Origin of the sequence: Parundibacterium terreum (genome assembly GCF_014636315.1) — a bacterium.
Taxonomy (GTDB): Bacteria; Pseudomonadota; Gammaproteobacteria; order Burkholderiales; family Burkholderiaceae_D; genus Undibacterium; species Undibacterium terreum.
Genome location: NZ_BMED01000008.1, coordinates 24,999 through 43,770, shown reverse-complemented (window position 1 = coordinate 43,770; position 18,772 = coordinate 24,999). Strand labels below are relative to the sequence as shown.

The 18,772-nt window shown below is 49.9% G+C and carries 24 protein-coding genes; 7 read left to right on the top strand and 17 right to left on the bottom strand.

Annotation, left to right across the window (positions count from 1 at the left end; all coding sequences use genetic code 11):
* Positions 1–22: 22 nt before the first annotated feature.
* Complete coding sequence (locus IEW12_RS26585) at positions 23–514, bottom strand: hypothetical protein (RefSeq protein WP_188569181.1); 492 nt, start codon at positions 512–514, stop codon at positions 23–25.
* A 373-nt stretch (positions 515–887) separates the two neighbouring features.
* Here IEW12_RS26585 and IEW12_RS26580 point away from each other — a divergent pair, with 373 nt between their 5' ends.
* Positions 888–1,052 (top strand): hypothetical protein, encoded by a 165-nt coding sequence (locus tag IEW12_RS26580; protein WP_188569180.1) that lies wholly within the window; start codon positions 888–890, stop codon positions 1,050–1,052.
* A 113-nt stretch (positions 1,053–1,165) separates the two neighbouring features.
* Here the strand turns inward: IEW12_RS26580 and IEW12_RS26575 are convergent, their stop codons facing one another.
* The 3 genes from IEW12_RS26575 to IEW12_RS26565 form a co-directional block, all read right to left on the bottom strand.
* On the bottom strand, positions 1,166–1,414 hold the full coding sequence (locus IEW12_RS26575) for a hypothetical protein (RefSeq protein WP_188569179.1): 249 nt from the start codon (positions 1,412–1,414) through the stop codon (positions 1,166–1,168).
* A gap of 96 nt (positions 1,415–1,510) precedes the next feature.
* A complete protein-coding gene (locus IEW12_RS26570) occupies positions 1,511–1,888 on the bottom strand; it encodes a DUF5594 family protein (RefSeq protein ID WP_188569178.1) in 378 nt (125 codons plus the stop codon).
* Between the two features lie 157 nt (positions 1,889–2,045).
* Entirely contained in the window at positions 2,046–2,495 is a 450-nt protein-coding gene (locus IEW12_RS26565; protein WP_188569177.1) for a thioesterase family protein, read from the bottom strand.
* Between the two features lie 227 nt (positions 2,496–2,722).
* Between IEW12_RS26565 and IEW12_RS26560 the strand changes: the two genes are divergently transcribed.
* From IEW12_RS26560 to IEW12_RS26545, 4 genes are read left to right on the top strand one after another with little or no spacing between them, the layout of a single operon-like run.
* Positions 2,723–3,049, top strand: a complete 327-nt coding sequence (locus IEW12_RS26560; protein ID WP_371874587.1) for an ArsR/SmtB family transcription factor — start codon at positions 2,723–2,725, stop codon at positions 3,047–3,049.
* Positions 3,042–3,494 (top strand): SRPBCC family protein, encoded by a 453-nt coding sequence (locus tag IEW12_RS26555; protein ID WP_188569175.1) that lies wholly within the window; start codon positions 3,042–3,044, stop codon positions 3,492–3,494. The genes IEW12_RS26560 and IEW12_RS26555 overlap by 8 nt, the downstream gene beginning before the upstream one ends.
* A gap of 39 nt (positions 3,495–3,533) precedes the next feature.
* Entirely contained in the window at positions 3,534–3,977 is a 444-nt protein-coding gene (locus IEW12_RS26550) for an SRPBCC family protein (RefSeq protein ID WP_188569174.1), read from the top strand.
* Between the two features lie 33 nt (positions 3,978–4,010).
* Positions 4,011–4,469, top strand: coding sequence for an SRPBCC family protein (locus IEW12_RS26545; RefSeq protein WP_188569173.1), 459 nt, complete (start codon positions 4,011–4,013; stop codon positions 4,467–4,469).
* 63 nt (positions 4,470–4,532) lie between these two features.
* Here IEW12_RS26545 and IEW12_RS26540 read toward each other — a convergent pair whose 3' ends face one another.
* Entirely contained in the window at positions 4,533–4,727 is a 195-nt protein-coding gene (locus tag IEW12_RS26540) for a hypothetical protein (RefSeq protein WP_188569172.1), read from the bottom strand.
* A 61-nt stretch (positions 4,728–4,788) separates the two neighbouring features.
* Entirely contained in the window at positions 4,789–5,019 is a 231-nt protein-coding gene (locus tag IEW12_RS26535) for a hypothetical protein (protein ID WP_188569171.1), read from the bottom strand.
* Positions 5,020–5,536: 517 nt separating this feature from the next.
* Here IEW12_RS26535 and IEW12_RS26530 point away from each other — a divergent pair.
* Positions 5,537–5,863 (top strand): hypothetical protein, encoded by a 327-nt coding sequence (locus IEW12_RS26530; protein WP_188569170.1) that lies wholly within the window; start codon positions 5,537–5,539, stop codon positions 5,861–5,863.
* A gap of 27 nt (positions 5,864–5,890) precedes the next feature.
* Complete coding sequence (locus IEW12_RS26525) at positions 5,891–6,157, top strand: hypothetical protein (RefSeq protein ID WP_188569169.1); 267 nt, start codon at positions 5,891–5,893, stop codon at positions 6,155–6,157.
* Positions 6,158–6,374: 217 nt separating this feature from the next.
* On the opposite strand, the gene IEW12_RS26520 is transcribed toward IEW12_RS26525, so the two are convergent.
* The 11 genes from IEW12_RS26520 to IEW12_RS26470 all read right to left on the bottom strand — a co-directional run bounded on the left by IEW12_RS26520 (position 6,375) and on the right by IEW12_RS26470 (position 18,727).
* Positions 6,375–7,991, bottom strand: a complete 1,617-nt coding sequence (locus IEW12_RS26520; RefSeq protein WP_188569168.1) for an ATP-dependent nuclease — start codon at positions 7,989–7,991, stop codon at positions 6,375–6,377.
* A 773-nt stretch (positions 7,992–8,764) separates the two neighbouring features.
* The gene (locus IEW12_RS26515) at positions 8,765–11,740 is read right to left on the bottom strand and encodes a DUF927 domain-containing protein (RefSeq protein WP_188569167.1); all 2,976 of its coding nucleotides are present in this window, start codon (positions 11,738–11,740) and stop codon (positions 8,765–8,767) included.
* Entirely contained in the window at positions 11,718–12,047 is a 330-nt protein-coding gene (locus IEW12_RS26510) for a hypothetical protein (RefSeq protein ID WP_188569166.1), read from the bottom strand. Before IEW12_RS26510 ends, IEW12_RS26515 begins: the two co-directional genes overlap by 23 nt.
* Before the next feature lie 8 nt (positions 12,048–12,055).
* Positions 12,056–12,451: a hypothetical protein gene (locus IEW12_RS26505; protein ID WP_188569165.1), complete on the bottom strand. Its 396-nt coding sequence runs from the start codon at positions 12,449–12,451 to the stop codon at positions 12,056–12,058.
* Positions 12,444–12,767 carry a hypothetical protein gene (locus IEW12_RS26500; RefSeq protein ID WP_188569164.1) on the bottom strand — a complete coding sequence of 108 codons (324 nt, stop codon included), beginning with the start codon at positions 12,765–12,767 and terminating at the stop codon, positions 12,444–12,446. Before IEW12_RS26500 ends, IEW12_RS26505 begins: the two co-directional genes overlap by 8 nt.
* 299 nt (positions 12,768–13,066) lie before the next feature.
* The gene (locus IEW12_RS26495; protein ID WP_188569163.1) at positions 13,067–13,384 is read right to left on the bottom strand and encodes a hypothetical protein; all 318 of its coding nucleotides are present in this window, start codon (positions 13,382–13,384) and stop codon (positions 13,067–13,069) included.
* Complete coding sequence (locus IEW12_RS26490; RefSeq protein WP_188569162.1) at positions 13,381–13,581, bottom strand: helix-turn-helix transcriptional regulator; 201 nt, start codon at positions 13,579–13,581, stop codon at positions 13,381–13,383. Before IEW12_RS26490 ends, IEW12_RS26495 begins: the two co-directional genes overlap by 4 nt.
* Positions 13,582–13,735: 154 nt before the next feature.
* Positions 13,736–16,144, bottom strand: a complete 2,409-nt coding sequence (locus IEW12_RS26485; protein WP_188569161.1) for a KAP family P-loop NTPase fold protein — start codon at positions 16,142–16,144, stop codon at positions 13,736–13,738.
* Positions 16,086–16,682 carry a hypothetical protein gene (locus tag IEW12_RS26480; protein ID WP_188569160.1) on the bottom strand — a complete coding sequence of 199 codons (597 nt, stop codon included), beginning with the start codon at positions 16,680–16,682 and terminating at the stop codon, positions 16,086–16,088. Before IEW12_RS26480 ends, IEW12_RS26485 begins: the two co-directional genes overlap by 59 nt.
* A gap of 169 nt (positions 16,683–16,851) precedes the next feature.
* Positions 16,852–17,610, bottom strand: coding sequence for a hypothetical protein (locus IEW12_RS26475; RefSeq protein ID WP_188569159.1), 759 nt, complete (start codon positions 17,608–17,610; stop codon positions 16,852–16,854).
* Complete coding sequence (locus IEW12_RS26470) at positions 17,594–18,727, bottom strand: MrcB family domain-containing protein (RefSeq protein ID WP_188569158.1); 1,134 nt, start codon at positions 18,725–18,727, stop codon at positions 17,594–17,596. Before IEW12_RS26470 ends, IEW12_RS26475 begins: the two co-directional genes overlap by 17 nt.
* Between the last annotated feature and the right edge of the window lie 45 nt (positions 18,728–18,772).

Here is an 18,772-nt window from a genome sequence, read left to right as displayed (position 1 = left end):
GAGGCAAGAAATGCCTGCGCATTTACCAGCCGACAAACTTGTCTGCCTCTGCCGTTGCCAGGCGCGCATTGACCACCAGTTGGGCCTCTACTTGCTCTGCATGCGACCTTTTCTCTTCCGCTTCTGCCGTCGTCAGGCTGCGGGCAGAATTGGCGGGGCCGGACATCTTTTGCTCGCACAACGCAGTCCAGGCAATCATCGCTTCCAGATCGCTGATCGTGATCTTGAGCTCGGGCGGGCAATTTTTGGCTTTCAGCGCGGCGATTCTGTCTTGTATTGCTGCAATCTTGCCGGAGTCATAGTTGAAACTGCCATTCTCCACTGCCAGATGGCACTGGCGCGCAATCTCCCTCAGTTCGGCGGCGGTATCCCTGGCGATACGCCAGGCTTCCAGGCAGATTGCTGCGTAATCGTCCGCTTCCTTTTTGCGTTGCGCCCGGCTAACGAATACCGTCTTTAATTTCTCTTGCAGCATTGCCACGACTGTTGCCGCAAACGAATCTTTCCCAACCATACCTGAGCTCTCTTAATGATGATACCTGGTGATATGTAGAACTCATTTCAAGCAAGCTGAGAATGCGTTCCAGAACGCAGCATTATACCTTCACGTATTTGCTGCACGCATTTGCCGCAGATAAAACAAAAAACAGGGGCCTGGCCAGCATGCCAAGGTATTTTCAAACGCCAACAAGAGAGTATTGCTGTTTGGATATTTAGTCACTTGTGCTGGTCTGCGTGCAAGAAAAACTCCTACAAAAATTTCTTGTTCGTAAGATTTCTCCTACAAAACCACGAGAATCAAGATCGTTAAACTTTCGACCATTGCGAAGTAAGATGGAAACAGACAATTTAACGCACTGCAGCAAATGGCGAAATCTCGAAAATCTATGGAAAAACCGGAAATACCTGATACCGAAGCCTGGAGGCGGCGCGTTGAACCGGACGATGCCCCTGCCGGAAATAGCGAAGAAGCCGCCGACGACGCCGTACTGCGCCTGTACGCCGAAATGGTTCAGCATGCGATACACCCGGACCCAGACAGCTCCTGTTGATTTCCCCGCAGCACCCTCTTAACCCGCCAATGCGCGGGTTTTTTTGTAACTAATGGAAACAGAGGGTAGCGTGTCCTGCTTGCCCCGGCGAAAAAAGATTCCCCGGTTTTCGCCTACAGGTTGCCGCCGATCGGATTGGCGATCAGATCCACGATTTTTCTCTCAGCCTCGTGGAGCGCGGCGTTTTTCGCCTCGGCCTCGGTTGCGGCCTCAAATGGATGGGTGAAGCTTTGCATGATCTCCAAGCCTGCCGCGCCCATTTTCTGCACCTCGGTCGTTGCGGACCAGCGGCCGTCCTTGGTCGGGATTGCAATGGTAAAAATGTCGTAACCTTTAAAAGACTCTGCGGGCTGCCTGCTCATGAAGTGCTCCTGGAATGAAATTTGACCTGGAAACAATAACACTCTGGACCGACCGGTTCTGTTTGCTGGCGTACCGTCGCTCGTCAGCCCTTTACCCTATTCATCCTCAAAGTCCGGGCCGGGTATGCCCAGGGTTTCGTGACCGTGCTGCGATGAAGATGCAAAATCCACCTCTGTATAAGTTTCTATATTTTTCAGAAATTTGGCAATGTGCCGTTCAAAACGGCGCATTTTATTCCCAGGATGCTTGACCAGTTCTTTCACCGTATGCGGATTCCAAAAGATCGTCAGCGCAATAGGAAACTCATATTTGCCGGCACCAAGCGGCCCGCCGTGCAAATAGACAGCCTTGGCCTGATGCGCTTTCCCATCCAGGTCATCCGCAGTGATTTCTGCGGGTAACTTGTTACGTATCAGTTGTTTGATCTTGGGGAAATAGGTTTCGTTGAAGATATGTGCGGTCTTGGCATCCATAGCAAACTCTTAATCGGCTCTTTAGACAGCTATGATAGCCGCAATCCAGTTTGGCCGAAGCCTGCCAGAAAAGGATGCCGGCTGAAATGCCCATATCTGAAGCGAGACAGCTCCGTTGCAAAGAGCTGGAGCAGCCCCATGCTTTGATCCAGCCAGCTCAATCCACCCAGTTCAGCCGCGGAAATTTTTGGTGTATCTCTTCCGGCATGGGAACCACCTTGCCGCTCTTGTACGCGTAGCAGACAAAGCCGGATTTCGCCATCGCCACCAGCGTGTTATCCGCAGGCCGGGTAATGCGGAAGGTGATATCGCCGCCGTACTTATTAAAATCCATGACGCCGACCTCAAACAGCAACTGGTCGCGTGCATGGGCTTCTGCCTTATACATCGTCGCCAGATCGGTCACGATAATGCCGGGCAAACGCCCGCCACTGGCTGTTTCGCCTATACCGAACTCAAACAGGAAGCGCGCCCGTGCTTCCGAGATCATGGAAATCATGGAATCGTTGCCCAGATGGTTGGCGCCGTTGATATCGGTGACGCGTACGGTCAGCGTAGTGGAATAGTAGAACTGGTCTTCGGGAAAAATCAGATTAAGGCGAGCCATATTGCTATTGTTTTGATGATGGTTACTGTGAATACAGGCCTCATCCTAGCATCGTTTGGCACGGAGTTGGATGGAGACAGTGCCTGGTAGCAAGCCTCGCGGAAGCTAGTCCGCCCCCCCGCGCTTCAGCGCTTTCAAATCAGACCTTGACATGCAAGTATTTGCTTGCCTATACTTTAGAAATGCAAGCAAATGCTTGCATTTCATAGCCACAGACCAGGATGGAAATGCAGGAGATAGACAAGGTATTCAAGGCGCTCGCCGATCCCAGCCGCAGACAACTGCTTGACCGCCTGCACGCCAAAAACGGCCAGGCGCTGGGCGAATTATGCGCGGGCCTGGACATGAGCCGGCAAGCGGTTACCCAGCACCTGGGCCTGCTGGAAGACGCCAACCTCATCGCTATAGAACGGCAGGGGCGTGAGAAGCTGCACTTTTTCAACCCGGTTCCTATCCACGACATTTACGAACGCTGGATCAGGAAATTTGAACAGCAGCGCCTGGAAGCGTTGCACGACTTTAAACGCAAGCTTGAAGGAGATAGCCATGAGTAAAGAAAAATTCGTCTACGTCACCTACATCGCCACCACGCCGGACAAGGTCTGGAATGCCCTGCTCGATAGCGAAATCACCCGGCAATACTGGGGCCATGAAAATTTGTCGGAATCGGACTGGAAGCAAGGCACGAAGTGGCAACTCGTCAGCGCCGACGCCAACCGCACCGTCAGGCATGTTGGCGACGTACTGGAGAACGTGCCGCAGAAGCGCCTGGTGCTGAGCTGGGTCGATCCCGAAGATATCGCAGACGATGCCAAACACACCCGTGTGGCGATCGATATCGAAACGGTGGGCGACATGGTGCGCCTGACGATTATGCATGACCAGTTGCATGCCGAAATGGCAGCCAAAATCACGAACGGATGGCCGCGTGTGATGTCGAGCCTGAAGTCTCTGCTGGAAACCGGACGCCCGCTGCATGTCTGGGGCGAGTGCAAGTAAGAAGCAAATAAGCAAACAAAAAGTCAAAAGGAGATCGTTATGGATACTGAAAAATTCGTCTATGTCACCTATATCGCCGCCACGCCTGAGAAGGTATGGCAAGCCCTGATCGAAGGTGAAATCACGCGCCAATACTGGGCCCATGAAAACGTGCCGGAGGCAGGCTGGAAGCCGGGCACGAAATGGCAACATGTCGCCGCCAATGAACAGCGCACGGTAAAAGTCATCGGCGAGGTACTGGAGCATATCCCGCAAAAACGCCTGGTGCTGAGCTGGGTAGGGCCATCCAACTTTGCAGATAAAACCAGGCATACGCGCGTTGCGATGGACATTGAAACAGTAGGCGACATGGTACGCCTGACCATCACGCACGATCAACTGAACCCCGAAACAGCTGCCGCCATCAGCAAAGGATGGCCGCGGGTGATATCAAGCCTGAAGTCCTTTCTGGAAACCGGCAAGCCGCTGGATGTTTTTGCGTAAACCGGATCAAGACATCAGCAAGGAGAATCAACAATGCCTAATATCGTTCATAGAATTGGCATCAGGGCCCCCATCTCAACAGTGTACGCAGCTGTGTCAACGATCGAAGGTATTGCGGGCTGGTGGACCCGCGATACCAGTGGGGAATCCAGACTTGGAGGCAGCATCCAGGTTCATTTCCGTACGCCCTCAAGGGAAGAAATCGGCAAAATGGGCTTTGAATTAAGCAAGCTGGATGTCAACAAGGAAGTGCACTGGCACTTCACGTCCGGGCCGGAAGAATGGCTGGGGACCGACGTCACCTTCAGTCTTTCCCAGGAGGGCGATTGCACGCTGATCCTGTTCGGCCATAGAAACTGGCGCGAAGAGGTGGAGTTCATGGCACATTGCAGCATGAAGTGGGCAACGTTCCTTTTAAGCCTGAAGCTGCAAGCCGAGGCCGGCAAGGGCAAACCCGCACCTGATGATATGAAGATAGACAACTGGAACTAGGGCTGGAGCTGGAGCTGCAGTCGCAGCCCAACCTTGATTGCCGGACAGGGGCCGGCTGCTGCACTAAGCACCCAGTATCCCCCTGCTGCCCCGGGTCCCGGATGTTCCCGCGATATGTTCCAGCGACGCCAGCCGAGCATCCAGTATAAAGGCGTGAATCTGGATTGCCTCCAGCAGTGCCTTAGCTTCAGGGGACTCTGCAGCATCAACCAATTCCTGCAGGCGAGTAAATCCATTGCGAATTGCATCGTTAGACATTTCGGCCTCCTTAAAAACATCATTCCGGCAAGATGCCGTCGCGCCGATGCAGATGCCGGGCTTAGTGCCTGGTCGGCCCCGTCAACGCATCAATCGCTTCTTTGGCCATGTCAATCGCATGCTCACGCGCTTCATCCTCGCTAGGCCAGGAATCGACATCGGCATCGGTATAAGTCACCACCCCATCGGTACGTACTATCTTGTACGAACTGCGGAACCGGTAGTCCGCCATCTCGTAAGTATGTAGAGCAATCGTCAGCCCTTTATACTCAGCAACATTGATATGCGCCATTGCCACCTCCTTCTATGACCATGCTAGCACCAAGCCAACTTGGGCGTATGGCAGCCAGACCGGCCTGCCATTTGCCATTGACCGCAGCCCCTTCGACGCCCTTCTCTTTTAAGGGACTTTGCAACGAAGACTTGGTTCCCTGCCTGCTAACAATCTACTGAGTCCACACACGAGCGCTAGCGCATATCCGCATGATGTTACACATTTTTACATTTTTGTTTTTTTATTGTAATATTTGCTTGAGAAAAATAATTTCAATTAAGCAAACATATCAGAGACAAACGAGATGCAAAAATCGTCAACTAAATGAAATTCAATATCGCAATTATCCTGATCACTTTCGCCACTATCGCTGTAATGGCCTGGTTCATAAATACCTATGTAAAGGCAATTTAATGGCCGACTGAGCCCTTTTGCAAAACCTGGAGAAGCTTTTCCTTCACCGGACTGCGAATGATGTATTCGCACTGTGCTAAATTGTCGTGTCCCTACTTCAATTCTATGAGCCGGCTCCCACATGAAACTAGACCGCACCTTGCAACGCGAAATACTCACCATGCTTGCAGCCTGCTACCCCGCCGGAATCCATCCCCTCACCCAGAAATTTCCCCAGTACGATGAAGCGACGCTGTTCGCCAATATGGTCTACCTGGATGAACTTAAACTCATCCATTCAGGAGTCGTTCATCTCAACTTGATTGATGAGCCAGGCAAATATGAAGACATCGATTTCAGCAAAATCACCGCCAAAGGCCTGGACCTGCTGCTCAACGATGGTGGAGTCAGCGCCATACATGCTGTTACCGCTATAGAGCCTCTTGCCGATACGGCAAAAGCCGAGTGATAAAAAAATAGATCGGCCACGTTGCCTGTGAAAGAAAAATCAAAGCTGAAAAAGTATGCTGAGAGCATGGGTTTCGTAGCGGCTGCAGCTTCGACAAGATATCTTTTGTCGCAAGGGCTTGATCACTGGCCGGATGCGGCTGAGTGCCTGCGCACCATTTTCATTTTAAAAGCGGTGACGCGTACAAGATATATCCGCCCGAGCGCACGATATCCTGAAGCTAGCAAGGAATTTGAGGTTCGCGTATATGCCAAAACAAAAAACCTGCATCTCGCAAAAGATGCAGGTTTTTGAATATTCTGGATTGAACTAAAACTTTGTACTGGTGCCGAGGCCGGAATTGAAAAAATAAAAAATACTCTTACAAATCAATAACATTGTATTTTTTAAATTTACAAATACCGTCACAGATACCGTCAAAAATAATTCCTCGCATTTTTTTGACAGTATTTGAGACCCGACCGGTCCCCAAACACCTCGCTACAATTGACGCGATTCTCATTACGACAAGCTAGAGGGATAACAAAAATTTTCCCAGGTCCGAGTCCTTAATATCCGAGAAAGAGGTCTCTCTGGCGATCCTCCAATTATCAGATTTTCTCCACGGCTTACCTGATTCTTTAAGTAATTGAAAAGGACCTAAAGGCTGATATTCGTCACCAAGTGCGGCTCGAATTCCTTTGGCCTCAAAATAGTTTTCAGTCGCGCGACGTTCCGAAGCGCTCGCGCTGACACCAAATTTTCCACATTCAGTTATGAATTCAGACCGATCCGCCGCGATTGGCTCGCCCTCAGATTTTTTTTCACTGTCGATAAATACGTAGATTTTTGATGGATCGATAAGCCTCGACATTTCTGCGATATGTGGGCCAATCTTGGAATTTATGAGCGACGATCCGCCAAGCTGCATTACTACATACTTGCCATCTTTTTTTATTTTCCTTAAAAATTCTTGGAAAAAGAGCACATCAGTTGGTCCTTCCACCAGCAGAAGCCCTTCGCATCCAAGCTCGACGCGACTAGAGTAACTTAATTCGCCAAGCCACTCCGAAAAATTAACAGCTCTCTCACCTAGGGCCTCCATTTTCGACGAACCATTTGCGATTTTATACGTAGCAAATATCCGGTTAGCAGTACTGCGAGCCAACCCAATTGAATGAGTAGAATAGAGAAGACCTTTTGTCGAGTATGTACCCAAAGTAGACAAAAAATTCAATTGCAGCGATGGGTGAAGACTGAGCTCAGGTTCATCAATCAAAATATATGGAGGCTTTTGGACTAATGCGGCAGCAAGTACGATAATTAGTTGCGCCACTCCTGCACCAACCTCGTATAGTTTATGAGGGCGACCGTCTATATTCACATCAAGTGTTTTTCCACTTTGATCTGCGTTAATTTGTATAGAGCCGAAACCTAACAATTCAGCTATTTCCCTTTCGACCCGACCGATAGCCAGTTTTTGCGCTTTTGAATTACCAGCCTTCCAAGAGTCCCATGTCGAAACCAGAGAGGTACCTACAGGGATATCATAATAAGTGCCCGCACCTTCATTGATTGCGTTTCGGAATGCCGGAAAATATTTCGAAGCGCTTAGATCTCTCGCAAAATCCAGTAGCCTCGAGAATTCTACGTTGCGATTCTTATTTGGATAAGCAATTATCCATCCGTTCTGCAGTTCTCCAGTCTTAATTTCCGACTCATTTATGACTTCTTCAGTTCCATCCGCACCAATCACGAAAATTTTTGTGGCGATACATATTTGTGTATTAGTGTCAAACTCAAAAACACCTTTCAACGCCAGCGCATAATTAGGATTCTCGGGACGTAAAGAATCTGAAATTCCAAGCTCAAATTGGAATCTTCGCGAATCTCCATCGTTGGCTAATTCCGACGGGTCAGCGACTCCTAATAGTGGGGTACCAAGCTGAAAATTACTCCCTCTGTGTAATGTGGAACCAATACTCGCTAAATGATTACGTAGCTCATATACCGCACGTAAGGCCGAAGATTTCCCTGAATTGTTTTGACCAATTAATGCCGTGAATCCCTCTCCGAAAACAAGGGCAGCAGGGTTATGCCAATCAAAGCATCTGTAATTTCTTAGGGTTAGAGTACCTAACGTAGACATATGTTTTCTCCAATAAAGACTTTCCCGAAACATAACATACTCACAAAACACAACAACCCATTTCATTCGCTGCCTTTTAAGCAACATTAAAAAATTAAGGGAAGCCTGTCGCTTGGGTAGATACGCGGAGGTAATGACTCGCTACCCTCAAAAACGCCGGTTAACCTTGTTTAAAATTCCACCAACATTTAACCAATGGTTAATTTAACTAAGCGCAGCACCCAACGCCTAAGAATTCAACGGGGATCGAATTACCCTCATGCATAAAACACGGGGAAGGACCCGCTGTTTCAGGCCGGCGATATTGATAGTCAACTGCTAAAGCCAATCCACATGCAGCTTACAGCCGTATTTCCCTCTACAAACCGCATGAATGCTAGCTATCAAGATTGGCATACTTCTAAATGTGCCGGCCACGTTGCACACCGTGCCTCGGAACCACCACCTTTTGAAGTGTGGCAGTGTGGCAGCTCTCCCAACTCCCCGGAAACCCGCATGCCTATTGGGGTTGCGTGCCACACTTAGTCGCCACACTTGCTGTTTTTGAAGTGTGGCAAGTGTGGCAGATAGATGCATGTTTAATAACTTTAATACTGAAGTAAAGGGTGAGAGGCGCAGGCAGTGTTTCCCTGGCATTGGTGAGCAGCGACCCTGTTTTTTTTCAGCGCGAAGAGGTTTCCCTCCCCGCGCCCCCAGGGCCGCGACTGTCTTGATGGCGACTGTGTTGGTCAGTCTGTGTGTTGCCTGCGTTGCTGTACCTTGATACGTTTGGCCTAGTGCTGCAGATTCATAATGTCCGCCGTGATCTTATAGCAGCGGGCGTTACCGACACTCGGCAGGCGTTCCGACCGGGATGCACTCTTGAACTGCCCTTCCGCCGTGGTAGCCGGAATCAAGCAACCATGCTTCAGCAGCAGGTCAGCCACCGCCTTATGGCTGTAGCCCTTGCAGATTTCATTCTTCCACACGTCGGCAAAGAAATAATACTCAATGCCTGCTCCTTCGGCTTCGGCGGGATGCATCTTGTCCCCGTATTCCTTGTGGTAGTCGCTATTGCTGTTGATCGGCGTGCCATCCTTGGTGACTTGTTTCTTGAAGCCGGCGCGGTTAATCGTATTCGGCTTATGATCATCCATCGCCCTATGCCACCACGTCAGGCGTGATTCGCCATGGCGCTGGATGAAATCCACCACCTGGCTCAACATTGCGCTATGTTCGACGTTACCAGCGCCACCCCGGCTGGCTAGCCAATCGGCAAAGCAAGTCCTGGCTGCACTGATCGCCTCGCCTTCGGCCCAGCCGGTAATCCCGGCGCCGGTCGCCAGTTCACCGGCAATCCCGACCAAGGCAAAGCGGCTGGCTACCCGTGACACTTGGCCGTGGGCCTCTTGCGGGCAGAGCTCGCGGGTCAAGTCACCGACTCGCTTGCGCAGGCTATTCGGTAGCGTGTCCGCCTTGGCGACGGCCCGTTCAATGAAGGCCAGACCGGCAGTGCCATAGTATTGCTGGCTCATTTTTACTAGATGATCAGACAGCGCCGCACCATTGGCGAAGTCGTGCAAGGTATCGAATACGCCAAAGCCTTTCCCCGCGTCAGCCGTGATATGCGCCATCCGCACATCGTGCCCGCCCCTGGTTCCCTTGCCTGCTTCCGCCATATGACTCGCCAGGCTGACCTCACCGTCACTTAAGAACAGAATGCGCCAGGTATGCGACTTACGGGCGGTCGCGGTCTGGGTCGCTCGGCTCTTGCCAGTCTCGTTAGCCAACATGTAGACGGTATCGCCGACTACTTTAGGGTCCACCTGCGCGATTTCATCCAGCAAAAGCAAAGCATCTGAATGCTGCGCGGCTACCGTTTCTAGCGCGTTGTCGGTCATGCGCCAATTCCTTGGGTAGTCGCGACCACCAAACACCGAGCCGGCGACCTTAAAGGCTGTACTCTTGCCACTAGAACTATCGCCCCAGATATGGAAGCCACCGGAGGGCACGCCGGAGTGATGCAGCAAGGTCGCGGCAAAGCCGGCCGATACGCAGAACAGCAGACGGGAATTACCCCGGCAATGGCTTGATACATTGGTGCGCCAGTCGTCCAAGCGGCCTTTTTGCTTGAACTGCGACACCACGCCGCCAGCCGCTTGGAACATCACTCTGTCTTCACTATCCCCTATCGTGTAGTCCGGTAAGACGTACACATCATCATGCCAGCCAATCCGGTCCACGCAACGGACACGGGCGTCGGTATCTGTGGTCTGTATGTAAACAGTCAGTTGGTTTTTGGCTTGCAAACCGGCGCCGATCAGCAGGCCCATATCTAATAGCGCTTGCCGGTATTGGTTGCCGTCCCCGGCTAGCATACTGGCGGGCATGGCCCAGCGTTTTGGGTTGCCGTCGGGATCATTAAATTCCAATAGATAACCCCATGAACCATTCACGGCGTCGCGGGACTTGGCGGTAATACTGAGGCTAGAACATATCCATTGGGCCGGCAAAGGGTCACCTTGCTGGTTAAAGCCATGAAACCACACGCCGCGCTCATCATTGGTGAAGAACGGCTTACTGGCATGCTCAGCACTGGGTGTTGCCGGCCTAGCTTGCGTCTGCTTAGTCCGCTTAGCCGCTTTGCTACTCTCTTGCGCAGGCACGACCTCGTTAGCGCTCACTCCTTCGGCTGGATCATTCAAAGTGCTCGGCGTTACTTGGACATCCGATGCATGCAATGTGTCTGGTACATCCAGCGCCGCCATTACGGTTTGCTCATCCGTGAGTGAGTGCTGATTCATCGCTGCCGCTATCTGGTCACGTACCGCCTGTTTGCCACTGGACAGGGCCAAGTCATTGAAGTCGGTTTCGCCGGCCTGCAATCCTATCGGCTGACAGCAGTGAGCGTGTACTTGCTCAGCCACTTTGGCCGCTGCTTCCAATCCTGCATTGACGCCCGTCTTGGCAGCGGATTCACTATCGTCATCGGCACAGATCAGCATAGTCTTGGTCGGGTAGCGCTCACGCATCAGGGCGGCGACATGTTTGAGGTTATGCGCAAAGAAGGCGATCACCACCGGATAGCCGGTAATTTCGTGCAAACTGGCCGCGGTCGCATAGCCCTCCGCGATCAGTAGCCACTCACTGGCATCGATATCGCCAACGACGTGGAAACAGCCGGACACTATGCCGTCTTTATAGAATCGCTTATCGCCATTGGCGAAGATGCGTTGCACATTCCATAGGGTGCCGTTGCGATCCATCACGGGGATATACAGTACGTCGCCGTGATAGCGCACGCCGTGCCCTAGTATGGCCTTGCGTTGCAGATAGGGCGAACTGCCTTCCGGGCTGGCGGCATCCCAGGCGGTGACGGCATTCTTGGCAGCGGCGGCTTGCTTGCGTTTGGTTTCTTGTTCGGCGGTGGCATCGCGTTGCAGACGTTCTGCCTTGAGGCGTTGCAACTCTTCCGCACTGATGGGAGTTGCCGGCGCATACTGCTTGGGATCGAAGCCACGTTGTTGCGCTTCATGGATCAGGGTGCCGATGGAGACTTTGCCGCCGAGCTTGAAACTCTTCCAACTGGCTTTGGCGGCTTTGTCGTCATAGTTGTCGGCGCTCAAGCTCCAGGTTTCGAAGGTGCTCCAGCCATGGTCACCGAGCTCGGCTTTAAGGGCCATGCCAACCCGTAGCCACAGGTCACGGTCATTGGCCGGGATATACGTGAGTGCGGCCTGTATCACTTCATGGCTGACGGGATGCGTCATGCGTGGCCCTTTCTATATAGTGGCGATGGGCGGCGGCGTCACGTCCGGTTTCTTTGAGGACGATGGGCAACAACTGTTGCACTTCATCGGCCAGGGTGGACGCCAGCCATAGCACATCGCTTTGTATGGTTTTACTGGAGTTATTAAAGTCAGATTTGACATCGGCGACGACGCTTAGCAATGCGGCGAGCTGTGCCGCCCGCATACAGGCGTGATCGTAGGCATTGTCTTGAATCACGAGCTCAACGCCGCTGTAACTGGTCGTGACGGTCCCTAAGGGGCCCAAATTGGGAATGTTATTTGTCATGGCGAGCCTCAATGGAGCGTATCGGACGGACTCACGGCACGGCCACCGGGCGGGTTCGGGGCCTTTGGGCCTAACGTTGCCTCACCGTGAAACAGCCGGAGCTCTTGCTGGATGCGTCCCAGGTAGCCAGCGGCAAAGGCGTCGGTACAGGCTTGGGCGCCTATGCTGGCAAATTCAGGATTCTGGCGGGCGGCGGCTCGTAGCGACCTATTGAAGGCTTGCAGCGAGAGCGCAATATGGTCGTGCAGACCGACGGCGGCGAGATCGTCAAAGAAGTCCACGGCAGCACAGGCACCGGCGTCCACGCAGAATTGATAGCGGGCAGACACATTCAGGGCCACGGGTGGTAAATGGGGGCCGATCAGGTTCGCCAGCAAGGCCGGTTGTTGGTCGCGCTTAAGCATGGTGGCCTCCGGTCAAGGTGGACAGGGTATGCGCCAAAGCGTGGCGCTCGGTATCGGCGTCTTGGCTGTAGCGTTGCTGCAAAGTGCAGTCGGCCAGGATGCGGGCCTTGGCTTCGCGGGAGAATTCCAGGAAATGGCGCACGGTCTTGGCGACGGACCAGTGCTGTTCGGTGTCATTGGACACCACGGCGAAATAGCACGATGCCAGCGGGTAGCCTAGGCCGACGTTGCCACCTGCGTAGTACAGCGATGGGGAATTGGATTGAGGATTGCGGGGTAGCTGTCGGGTTTGGACAGACGTGGGTGAGCCAGGCATAGTGCCTCCTTCGTTGCGGTTAAACCGCTTCCCCGCTCTCAAACGGGGTGAGCAGCAGATGGCAGGGTTGAGAGACCGGCACGAAAGCACACCGGCGAACCTTGCGGCTCCCCTACCACCGCCGCCCATTGAAGGTAAACGAGGGTATACGCACGTAAAAAAACCGCATTGCGCGGTCCGTGCGCTTTCGTATTTCTGGCTCTCACCCCAGGTCACTTCTTTTTCGGTGACGGACATAGGATAAACCCTGTGCCGTCGCATGGCAAGGGTTGGGTGTTCGAACAGGAACATTCTCATGCCTAGCGCCCTTTCAGTTTCAGGTATTCCGACTGCTTGCACGTTAGCCACTCATCAAGATTGGGGTAGTAGCAGTCTGATGCACGCTCTATCGAACCATTGGGGCATAAGATGTCTTCATTGTGGAGTTGTGCGCCTTCCAATGTGACCGGATAAGGGATCAGGAATTCCATTTCGATAGCCCAGGCGATTACCGGCGTTTGATAGGCGCCGACCGGGTAGCAGCTATCGTCCAGCTTGACTTCTAATACATAGAAGCCGGAATTTGCGGCGATCGTTAGGGCAAATATTGGACGTTGAACGTCCAAGGGGCGTTTCATTGAACACCTCCCTGAATCACGGACTTGACCCAAGATTGAATGGCGGATGAATCAAAAGCTATCGCCCTGGCTCCCAATCGGACGGGTTTGACGAAGGTTCCGGCTTTGATGCGCCGGTAAATTTCTGATTTGGACAGGCCAGTTTCGGCGATGACGCGTGGCAAGCGCCATAGTTGGATTGACTGTTGGTGCGGCATAAATACTCCCTGAATGTTACGGCGCCGTTCGGGATGAACTGGCACCACAGGACGTATCTTTGCAAGTTGACGAGGGAACTAATATTCCCCCGGATCAGGTAAACAGGGCTTTTACGGGGTCAACCTGGGTTAACTTGTAACTGCTGGTGTGCGATTAAGTCGTTTTTCCTTCGAGTTGTAACGTTTTCTGCACGCTCAGATGTTTATGAATGACTTGAAACGATTTTTTTATTGGTGCCTCAATCGACTCTTGACCATTCAATTTGGAGAACACCCTAACTCGAATCCACTCATAAGTTGATAAGAAATCGTCAGGAATACTACTTTGAGTCTCAATTATTTCTGCGTAGCTAACGCAAAGATCAATGAAATATTCTTCATCGACACACTTGTAAATCAACCGATTGTTAAAATTAGCAGCATCCAATTTTTTCATTTCACTTGCAATTTTGTATGCGCTACTACCTATCTCGATTTCATAAGCCAACCGCGTCGGCATTTTTTGAATCACATCCGCTACGTACTCCCTGACAGCGTTTTGTTTCAAGCCGAAATACTTATTTTTATCGTCGTACTCTCTGACCAATTCGTAGATTGGGTATACCAATTGCTGACGGTCGAGTAACGCAAATGCCAAAGACAGTGCCTCGCTAGTCTCTAAAAAGAGCACTTTAACGAGTTTGGTGACAAGCTCATTGAGCTGCGCCATTCTCCCCCAACGAATCGCTTGGCGCCTCAGAAGGCTGTCACAATCACCTATTCCCATCAAAATAGCTTTAATATTTAATTGTGCGCGATCTGTCGATGTCAGCGTTGCCAGAGTCGAATACAGCTTAGCTAAATATTGCTCAAAAGCTTCAGGCTGAATACCACGGAAATTAGTTGCAAAGTCCCCTAACTCTCTTGAATTCAATAGGCCATCTACAATGCGTCGACGGGCCTCTCCCGGGGCGAGTGTTCGTTGAAGGTAATTTATTATCGTGGTTGATTCAGTGATTCGGCCGTAATTCTTCCAGGCCGTGTCGAGATTATTTACCTCTGGAGCTACCTGTGCGAGGCCAAATTTGTGTCTGAACAGATTGAAGGGCTGGCTGCTTAAAAACGGCACTAAGTCTAATCGCTTATAGTCTTCGGATAACCACATAGCGGTTTCCGGATAACGATCCTCCAGTATTTTTAGATATTTATCAACGTTGTCATCGATGTAGTTTTTTAAAATTGAGGGCAAAATTTTTCTAGTCTTAAGCGACAGAAGTTCTGCCGCTACGTTTGGCGCGAATAATTCGCATGCCTTCAACAATATAAAATCAACAGGATGAATTTCTCCCGCTACATGTTTACCGTGGGTGACAATCAGAGCATTCTTGAGGCGCTTTGCATCTCTGGGTACTGTTACTAGAAGCGGTAACAAATCAAGCCTGCGTTTATCTTCAGCAGTCATTTTCACAGATCTTCCATCATGCTCTAAAAGCATTGGCAGCTCATAAATCACCCTATTTAAATATTTTTTGAAGTCATGGTCTTGTGGCTTAGGCATGGGGTAGGGCATTTGCACTATCTTATCCAAATAAGTATGCCCGTTGCCCGGATGTGCCTTTTCCAGAGCTGCGGAGACTACTAATCGGTCATAGGCAAGGACATAAACTATATTGCTCAAATCTAGTACTGATTTCACTACGCGGAACAATTCTTCAATCTCATCCGATGCCAATCGATCAATGTTATCGATAATCACAACTAGGCGCTTGCTCTGGTTTGAAATCTTTTTCTGAAGCGCTTTTCTCCGAGCATCAAACGTTGCCGGCACAGCGTAAAATTTACATATTAGAGATAACAAAAGTACTACAGCCGCATAGACTATAAATGCCAAAGTACTTGAAGGCTTACCTTCATTTAGAAACATCAAGATTGGTGGGTAGCTAAGTCCGAGGATACTCAGCCCACCACCTAATAACGGTAGGACAGTGGCGATCTGCGGAGAAAGAAAATCGAGAATGTGTTTCTTATGACTGGGAAGTGTTTTCTGCAAATTTGTTAGTGCAGTCCTTATTCCTAGTATCGCAGCTGATTCCGATCCACTCAGTTCGGTTAAAAAATTATCGAGTAGGTGGTCTTTTCCATTGAACCACCATGGGTCAAAATTGATTACCGTGAGCCTGGGAGGATCACTTCTGACCATCCATTCTTGAAGTCGGGTTGTAATATGCAACTTCAACAACAACATATTCACAGGTTTCAATAGACGCATGAGTAGTCGTTTCCCCCACCCGGGCGCCTCAGGAGCATCCATCAACAACAATTTTTGAAGAAGCTTGATAAACGTACTTTTGCCTTCCCCCCACTTGCCCTCGATACCTATGACAAACGCTTTTGTCTTGATCTGTGTGTTTGGCAAAAAATTTTCAATAATTGACGCTAATTCGCTCACCGACGAATTAAAACCGAGCTCGTCGTTTTCAGCAGGTTGGTCTTGCTCTAGGGGTAGTTTACTTTGATCAGTCATTTTAATTAGCGTTGCGATCCTTTTCCATTTTTTGACGTATGCGCTCAATTTCTGCGTCAACTTTTTTCCTGCTTATCGCTTGCTCAATAAGAGTCATCGCTATCTGGATCAGCCCCTTGAGGTCCTTGGTATCGTGCGAATTGTATTTCTTAATGTAATGCGTCTCATCGTTTCGAAGCGCACGTGCCAAATCTGAACTCCCCTTAATTGAATCATCCTTAATGTTGTTGATGCATTCAGCTAAAGTCGCTTTTTTTATTTTTTCTGAGTCCCCGGGATTTTCAAAAATAGCATAGTCCTTGATCAGTACCTCAAGTGCTTTTCCAAAACCAAGCCCACAAATTTGTGTCAATCCATCTTGCTCAGCATATGTCGCTTGAGTGTAAATGTCGCAGTAGATAGAAGAAATGGATTGAATGTCTGAGGGTATATGAGGAGATGGTTTTCCCAACGCAGATCGCACCTTTGCTTGTATTTCTTTTTCTAACTCTTCCATCATCACTTTTTTTGATCGCGAGCGCAAAAAATAAGCGTAAGTAGAGGAAAATGTCAAAAAAATACAAGCCAAACATAATGCGAATACATTTTTAATCTCCATTTGCATACTCCTGAATAATAGTAAAACGACGATTCGCTATATTGCTAGAAGAAAAATCGCCAAATGTTTATCACCTGGACATAGCCTGCGAATCAAAATTATTTGAAAATTATTACTAGCTTACTGACGATCTGTTAATTTGTTGTAAAACACTAATGGATCCCAAAAATCAATCGTCGCTTAATGTTATTTTTCTCGGGCGCCCGCCTACCAGCCTGACATGCGGCATGGCTTCTTTGTACCATTTAACTAGCGTATCTGGCCCGTAGTTGCGCTCCAAAGGCCAATCCTCAAAGGGCCAACTTTCGAGCTCGGCGCGATTTCTAATTACATGATTTTTTTTATTAAAGTATGTAATCATCGTTTTTTTATCTATTTGATCCTGGCGAAGTAGATAGCCATTATCAACCTTCTCCATACGTTCGACGACCTTCGCCATCTCGTCAGTCACCGCTTCGGCGCGTTCTTCTTCGGTCATTTCTGCCCAGTAAACTACTAGGCGCAAGAGATGCGCGCCGAAATCTGGAGAACCCATGATCTCGGCTTCTGCTATGTGATCTCTTGCTTTTAACGCATCATAAAGATCAAGTGCTCTCATCGACAAGCGCGATGGTTCATTGGCACTGCGCATGGCCGCAACCATGCTTGAATTGAGAGTCGCAAATGTGCTGGCTAACGTTTCCCGCATCGTTTTCATATTGGCGGAAAATTGCGCACTACGTTTTTCATACGCTGCACGCTGCTCCGGCGTTAGGCTTTCGAACTTTTGAGCCCATATCATCCCAGAGCGAAGAGATTCGCTCGTTTTGCTTTCAAGTTGTGTATCGGCCTGCTTGAATTTTTCTTCATTTTCAGTGCGCCGTTCGGCGGTTATATTTTTATCCACCGATTCACTACCTGTCTTTTTAAAACTAAAAATCTTCTTCAATTGATTTCCGATAAAACTTACTGAGAGTGTTAAAGTCAATGACCAATTTCTTTGCGCTTAGATCAGTTTTTCTCGCATTGAGTAATTTTTTAAGGTCGCTAGTCTTATCCGCAAACTGCCCATAGTGAAGTTTTTTATGGCAGGCCGGACATAGGGCCACAATATTACCTTCGACATCCAAGCTGAATGCGAACTGAGATTGCATCCCCATCGGGATTAGGTGGTGCGCTTCGACATAATTTTTACCTGTCTTCTCTGAGATAAACGATGGATGTGTGCTATCGATCTCGCATTTAAATCCAGCGCGCTTTAACGCATTTGCAGCTCTCTTCGCATCTCGCTGGTATTTGCTCCCCTTGGAGGCATTCGACTGCGGTGGCACGTTTTCGCCACCCGGTTCGAGGTTTATCTCGTCCTCCGGAATATCGGCGCCGGCGCCTGCTGCAATCATATCGACCTGACTCTGATACTCATTTTCTGTCACGGGCGTGAGATTCAATAAATTCTTTCCACACAGAGTATGGAGTTCGTCATAAGCCGCAAGCAGTTTAGAAATATCTTGCTTGAGTTGGGCGTCGGAAATCTCTCCAGCCAATAGCGCTGCGGTCGTGTATTCAAAAGCGGCAATAGAGCCTTGCTCATAGCCTTGGGCCAGATTCAAGGACGCTGAAAGTTTGATAGGGCCGTATTTTGCCCCGGCGATCGGTTTGATGTGTTTGACTGCCTCATCGGCGGTGTCTCTCAATTTTCTGAAGGCCAACGAATCAGAAATGAACTGTTTTTTGTATGCAGTAAAGCCTTGATTGAGCGAGAGCCAGCATGAATTCATCGACTCGGAGAAAAGCAAAACGACGTAGTAGCCTTCTTGCGCGGTCCCAGTAATGTCGCGATTAAATATCGCCACCCATGGGCAAGTTGCAATTGAAAAATTGAACTGCCCATATGAACCTTTTACTTTATATTTTTTGGTATCAGTCGCGATGCTTTTGAAAAACTCAGGAAGTGTTTCTGTGATCTCATCAAACGCCACTGAAGTGTTTGAAGACGCGACCCTTTTGAATTGATCTCTGTCAGCCTTGTAGCCCGTAAGCACTTTGACTAATGAAGTACTGCTCATAATGCCCTTCAGGGTATAGATTAGAAATAAGTGCTGTTATTGTAT

Coding starts and splice junctions, on each gene's coding strand:
- IEW12_RS26555 (WP_188569175.1), top strand. CDS start 3,042: ATGAGTAAAGAAAAATTCGTCTACGTCACCTACATCGCCACCACGCCG.
- IEW12_RS26530 (WP_188569170.1), top strand. CDS start 5,537: ATGAAACTAGACCGCACCTTGCAACGCGAAATACTCACCATGCTTGCA.
- IEW12_RS26510 (WP_188569166.1), bottom strand. CDS start 12,047: ATGACAAATAACATTCCCAATTTGGGCCCCTTAGGGACCGTCACGACC.
- IEW12_RS26550 (WP_188569174.1), top strand. CDS start 3,534: ATGGATACTGAAAAATTCGTCTATGTCACCTATATCGCCGCCACGCCT.
- IEW12_RS26575 (WP_188569179.1), bottom strand. CDS start 1,414: ATGAGCAGGCAGCCCGCAGAGTCTTTTAAAGGTTACGACATTTTTACC.
- IEW12_RS26495 (WP_188569163.1), bottom strand. CDS start 13,384: ATGAAACGCCCCTTGGACGTTCAACGTCCAATATTTGCCCTAACGATC.
- IEW12_RS26470 (WP_188569158.1), bottom strand. CDS start 18,727: ATGAGCAGTACTTCATTAGTCAAAGTGCTTACGGGCTACAAGGCTGAC.
- IEW12_RS26500 (WP_188569164.1), bottom strand. CDS start 12,767: ATGCCTGGCTCACCCACGTCTGTCCAAACCCGACAGCTACCCCGCAAT.
- IEW12_RS26560 (WP_371874587.1), top strand. CDS start 2,723: ATGCAGGAGATAGACAAGGTATTCAAGGCGCTCGCCGATCCCAGCCGC.
- IEW12_RS26505 (WP_188569165.1), bottom strand. CDS start 12,451: ATGCTTAAGCGCGACCAACAACCGGCCTTGCTGGCGAACCTGATCGGC.
- IEW12_RS26585 (WP_188569181.1), bottom strand. CDS start 514: ATGGTTGGGAAAGATTCGTTTGCGGCAACAGTCGTGGCAATGCTGCAA.
- IEW12_RS26520 (WP_188569168.1), bottom strand. CDS start 7,991: ATGTCTACGTTAGGTACTCTAACCCTAAGAAATTACAGATGCTTTGAT.
- IEW12_RS26480 (WP_188569160.1), bottom strand. CDS start 16,682: ATGGAGATTAAAAATGTATTCGCATTATGTTTGGCTTGTATTTTTTTG.
- IEW12_RS26570 (WP_188569178.1), bottom strand. CDS start 1,888: ATGGATGCCAAGACCGCACATATCTTCAACGAAACCTATTTCCCCAAG.
- IEW12_RS26580 (WP_188569180.1), top strand. CDS start 888: ATGGAAAAACCGGAAATACCTGATACCGAAGCCTGGAGGCGGCGCGTT.
- IEW12_RS26515 (WP_188569167.1), bottom strand. CDS start 11,740: ATGACGCATCCCGTCAGCCATGAAGTGATACAGGCCGCACTCACGTAT.
- IEW12_RS26545 (WP_188569173.1), top strand. CDS start 4,011: ATGCCTAATATCGTTCATAGAATTGGCATCAGGGCCCCCATCTCAACA.
- IEW12_RS26540 (WP_188569172.1), bottom strand. CDS start 4,727: ATGTCTAACGATGCAATTCGCAATGGATTTACTCGCCTGCAGGAATTG.
- IEW12_RS26565 (WP_188569177.1), bottom strand. CDS start 2,495: ATGGCTCGCCTTAATCTGATTTTTCCCGAAGACCAGTTCTACTATTCC.
- IEW12_RS26490 (WP_188569162.1), bottom strand. CDS start 13,581: ATGCCGCACCAACAGTCAATCCAACTATGGCGCTTGCCACGCGTCATC.
- IEW12_RS26535 (WP_188569171.1), bottom strand. CDS start 5,019: ATGGCGCATATCAATGTTGCTGAGTATAAAGGGCTGACGATTGCTCTA.